Origin of the sequence: Vibrio sp. V43_P6S15P86 (assembly GCF_009904725.1) — a bacterium.
GTDB lineage: Bacteria > Pseudomonadota > Gammaproteobacteria > Enterobacterales > Vibrionaceae > Vibrio > Vibrio diabolicus.
Genome location: NZ_WXWT01000377.1, coordinates 1 through 4823 on the forward strand (window position 1 = coordinate 1; position 4823 = coordinate 4823).

At 42.7% G+C, this 4823-nt stretch carries 4 protein-coding genes; 3 read left to right on the forward strand and 1 reads right to left on the reverse strand.

The window, feature by feature from the left end:
* Positions 1–292 precede the first annotated feature (292 nt).
* Positions 293–910, forward strand: coding sequence for an HAD family hydrolase (locus CAG69_RS17110; RefSeq protein ID WP_161445326.1), 618 nt, complete (start codon positions 293–295; stop codon positions 908–910).
* Between the two features lie 86 nt (positions 911–996).
* On the opposite strand, the gene CAG69_RS17115 is transcribed toward CAG69_RS17110, so the two are convergent.
* Complete coding sequence (locus tag CAG69_RS17115; RefSeq protein ID WP_005398196.1) at positions 997–1545, reverse strand: GNAT family N-acetyltransferase; 549 nt, start codon at positions 1543–1545, stop codon at positions 997–999.
* A gap of 272 nt (positions 1546–1817) precedes the next feature.
* Here CAG69_RS17115 and CAG69_RS17120 point away from each other — a divergent pair, with 272 nt between their 5' ends.
* Positions 1818–2942, forward strand: a complete 1125-nt coding sequence (locus tag CAG69_RS17120; protein ID WP_005398197.1) for an acyl-CoA desaturase — start codon at positions 1818–1820, stop codon at positions 2940–2942.
* 355 nt (positions 2943–3297) lie between these two features.
* On the forward strand, positions 3298–4665 hold the full coding sequence (gene dcuC, locus CAG69_RS17125; protein WP_005398199.1) for an anaerobic C4-dicarboxylate transporter DcuC: 1368 nt from the start codon (positions 3298–3300) through the stop codon (positions 4663–4665).
* Positions 4666–4823: the final 158 nt, after the last annotated feature.

The following is a 4823-nucleotide window of genomic DNA, read 5'->3' on the forward strand; positions in this document are numbered from 1 at the left end:
TAATTATATATTACTTAACGCTTATAAGCAGCGCGAAATGGCGCAAATATTTCGCGACGCTTGTCTTTAATTTCAATCTTTTAAGATAGAGACACTTGATTTACAACCAAATAAATGAAGTTGCATATAGTTTAGTGTAATTTTGCGATAATCGCGTTGTATCCTAAGGGATGTTAATCTCATATACGTTCGAGACATTTAAACAGCGCCTTTGGATCGAACTTCCAAAGATTTAACGACAGCACTCACTGTGGATGTAACGCGGTGAAGAACAATTGGCTTGGGGTGTGTTATGGAACCTTTACAAATAAAAAACGTAATTTTTGATGTGGGAAATGTATTAGTACGCTGGTCTCCGGTAGAGATTGTTCGCTTAACATTTGGTCACGCAGTAGAAGCGGAAAAAATGGCCCAGTTGCTGTTTTCATCACAAATCTGGAAAGACTTAAACAAAGGAATCATTTCCGAAGAGGAAGCCAAACTGTGCTATCAACGTGAGCACAAAGTGACAGCGGAAGAAATGGACCGCTTTTTTTACTACGTAAAACATACACAAATATTACTTTACGGCAGTGTCGAACTGCTAAAAAGAATAAAAAGTGCAGGATATAGCGTTTATGCGCTCACAGACAACGTCAACGAAATTGTTGAGCATCTTCGTGCTACCTATGAATTCTGGCCGCAGTTTGACGGTGCAATCATCTCTTCTGAAGTGCAGTTACTAAAGCCACAAGCTGAGATCTACCAAGCCCTACTTTCAACGTATCAGCTTCAGGCTGAGGAAACGGTATTTCTTGATGATATGCCATACAACGTCGAAGGGGCCCGAGCGGTAGGCATGGAAGCCATTCAATTTGAAAATGCTCAGCAATGCGAGTCAGAGCTAAAAGCCATGGGGCTTTGCTTTTAAGTCGCCCACTGAAACACTAAACTTTAGGACAGGCACAAAAAAGAGCAGCGTTGATGCTGCTCTTATTGCTAAGCTAAAACGTCAGACTAGGAGTAAATAACGTTTTCTTCTATCCCACTAACTAATGACTGAGCATTCTTCCAACGGAATACCTTCTCCAATACTTCTGTACCACCTGGCGCACGCCAAGTTCGCTCTTGACATTCTTGACCTCCAATATGGCGGTAGAATTCAATTGCAGAAATGTTTTGCGATACGACTTCTAGATAAAGACCAGTGTCTTTAAAGTACTGTTGCTGCCATTCTGCGACAGCAAGTAATAGCTGCTTGCCAATACCACGACCACGGTAGCTGTCATCAACATGCAGTGCGTCAATAAAGGTTCCACGCTCGAAGTCATGGTTGCCAAACACACAAACGAAGCCGAGCAACAAACCACCCTCTTCCGCCAAGACAATGTGCTGGTTGAATGGTGGGTTGGTCAGGCGGGTTTGCCAAATCAGTAGTTTGTCGTCAATCGCCTCTTTATCAAGATAGTTATCACTAAGAATGCCACGATAATGACGCTTCCAACTATCCGCATGAAGATGCGCAATGCGCTCGTAGTCCTTATATTCCGCTAATCGTAAATCCATTACGTATTCCTATTTTCTTACATTTTTTGCTTCTTTATAGAGTCTCGGCATATTCCACCTTTATAACACTTGTTTCTTGGCAGATTTTATACACCTTAAGCCAGAGCTCATTTTTTAATACTACTCATTATTCAATTAAAAGCAAAATATCCCATCAAGTTCCTTAATGTACATCCAAAGGAACAGTCACATTTGTCTAACTTTAATTTGACTTACACGTGTACGCTGATATTCTGGCGAACAGTTGTTAGCTCAAAGTTAGGAATACACCTGTGACTCAAAACAAACCACCCATTATCTGGTTGAATACATTGATATTTTCTTCCAGTTTTGTTCTGACTTTTATTGTAATGCCTTGGTATGCATATCATTTTGGACTGGGTTGGGAGCATCTAGTTTGGGGAGTGATGGCATTCAGTTTTACGAATCTTTCTATTACAGCAGGCTATCACCGACTCTGGAGCCACAAAACATACGAAGCTCATCCAATTTTACGTGCTATTTTTGCGATTGGAGGAGCATTTTCTTTGCAAAATAGTGCATTACACTGGTCTTCTGATCATCGTGTACACCACAAGCATGTCGACAATAACGACAAAGATCCTTACTCAGCGAAACGTGGCTTTTGGTATTCTCATATTGGTTGGATGTTACGCGACTACAACAAATCGCAGGAAAACGAATACACCAACTGCCGCGATTTAAAGCGTGACAAAATCGTCATGTGGCAACATAAGTACTATGTTCCACTTGCTCTACTCACCAATATTGGCTTTCCGGTCGCTCTTGGTATTATCTACGGCGATATTTGGGGTATGTTATTAGTAGTTGGTGCCGCTCGACTCTTTATGAGCCACCACACGACCTTTTTCATTAACTCACTTGCGCATGTTTGGGGAAAACAGACTTTCACGGACAAAAACACCGCTCGCGACAACGGCGTGTTAGCCTTTTTCACATTTGGTGAGGGCTACCACAATTTCCATCATATCTTCGAGAATGACTATCGTAATGGTGTGTATTGGTGGCATTACGACCCGACCAAGTGGTTGATTAAGTCTTGTTCTTGGCTTGGACTCACATCTAAGTTGCGCACAACGCCTACATTTAGAATTGAAAAAGCTCGCGCAACTCAACTCTTGAAGAAAGCAAAAGAAAAACTGGGAGCAAAACCGAATACGCAGACGATTCTCGATCAGTTACAACACGAGTTTGATGCGCTAGTTCATCACATGCAGGAATATTATGAGATGCGAAAGGAAGTACTCGGTGCAAAAACAGCCAGTGTAGTAAAAAAATACGAGTGCTCTGTGACCAAGATAAAGTATCAGCAAATCAAAGCGGAGTTCGAGCGGCAACAACGCAGTTGGAACCTCATGGTGCGCCGATACGCTTAACTTAACCCATCCTTACGATTTAGCTTCGCTTCGGCGAAGCTTTTTTGTTGCAAGGATTATTACCCTCTTCCAACTCACTGAGTTGTTTCTTTTTCTCATTTTGAATCAATTCCCTCACTATTTATTCAAATTTCTGGTCATATTTTCCTTCCTGCAAACTGCTTCAAACCAGCACATAACACTTAGAAAACTAAATTCCAACAATACAATCTAACGAAATTAATTATTAAATTATTATTTGTCTCAGATCATGCAAGCCCCATATTTGTCTCGTGCCACAGTTAAGAATTCTGTAAATTCCTTGTCATAAACTGAAACAGTTTCTTTCTTTTTTTCATAACATTCGGAGATCCCTATGTTAGAGCTCTTAATTGGCTTAGTTGTCACCATTGCTGTGGGTTACTTTATCGTCAAAGGCTATAAAGCAGCGGGCGTGTTACTGACGGCTGGTATTGCTTTACTTCTTATGACTGGCGTATTGGGGCATGACGTGCTGCCCTCAAAAATCACCTCAACCGGTAACATGGTGACAGACGCGCTAGAATACGTGAAATACATGCTACAATACCGCGGCGGCGGCCTTGGTATGCAAATCATGTTGCTATGTGGCTTCGCTTCCTATATGACTCACATCGGCGCGAATAACGTTGTAGTGAAACAGTTCTCTAAACCGCTTTCTGTTATCAAGTCTCCTTATGTCCTTTTGGTAGCGGCTTACATTGTGGCGTGTTTGATGTCTCTTGCAGTAAGTTCTGCAACCGGCCTTGGCGTACTATTAATGGCGACATTATTCCCAATGATGGTCGCGATGGGGATCTCTCGTCCAGCAGCGGTTGCAGTTTGTGCCTCTCCTGCGGCAATCATTCTTTCTCCAACCTCTGGTGATGTGGTGATCGCCGCCGAAAAATCTGGCTTGGCGCTTGATGTATTTGCGGTACAAACAGTGTTGCCTGTTTCTATTTGCGCAATCATCGTGATGGCTGCCGCGGCTTTCTTCTGGAACAAATACTTAGATAAGAAAGAAAATACGCCAATGGAAAAAATTGACGTATCAGAGATCAAAGCCGATGCACCAGCGTTTTATGCGGCACTGCCATTTCTGCCTATCATCGGCGTGTTCCTATTCAACGGTCGTACCATTCCAGGACTTAGCCTAGACATTTACACTATTGTGGTCGGTTCAATTTTCCTTGGCGCTCTGATCCATTACGTTGTAAATAAGTTTGATGGTAAGAAATCACTGGAAGATTTAGATTCTTGTTACGCTGGCATGGCTGACGCGTTCAAAGGCGTTGTGATGCTTTTGGTTGCAGCGGGGGTTTTTGCGCAAGGTCTAATGTCTATCGGCGCTATCGATAACCTACTTCACCTTGCAGACAATGCAGGTGCAGGCGGTGTTGCTTTAATGCTTATCCTTACTGCATTGACAGTTGCAGCAGCAATTGCAACGGGGTCTGGTAACGCGCCTTTCTATGCATTTGTAGAGTTGGCACCATCTTTGGCTGCTAAAATGGGACTAAACCCAGCGTTCCTAATTATCCCGATGCTTCAAGCATCAAACCTAGGTCGTACTATCTCACCAGTGTCTGGCGTAATCGTTGCGACATCCGGTATGGCGAACATCAGCCCGTTTGAGGTTGTAAAACGTACATCCGTTCCGGTTCTTGCTGGTCTTATCACAGTTATAATTGGTACTATGGTGCTTGTTCCAATGAGTGCCTAACGGCATCGCCAATATTGCTTATCGACAAGGCCCGGCTTCTAGCTGGGCCTATTTCTTTCATCTCTCCAGTGCCATTATTCTTTCTGTATTGCTTTGTAAATGCATTTTAATTGTTACTCAACTCGTGACATATTTCTCGGTTATTACATCGCTTCTTC

Bases quoted from the DNA above. Each gene is read 5' to 3' on its own strand.
- CAG69_RS17110 (WP_161445326.1), top strand. From the start codon at position 293: ATGGAACCTTTACAAATAAAAAACGTAATTTTTGATGTGGGAAATGTA.
- CAG69_RS17115 (WP_005398196.1), bottom strand. From the start codon at position 1,545: ATGGATTTACGATTAGCGGAATATAAGGACTACGAGCGCATTGCGCAT.
- dcuC (WP_005398199.1), top strand. From the start codon at position 3,298: ATGTTAGAGCTCTTAATTGGCTTAGTTGTCACCATTGCTGTGGGTTAC.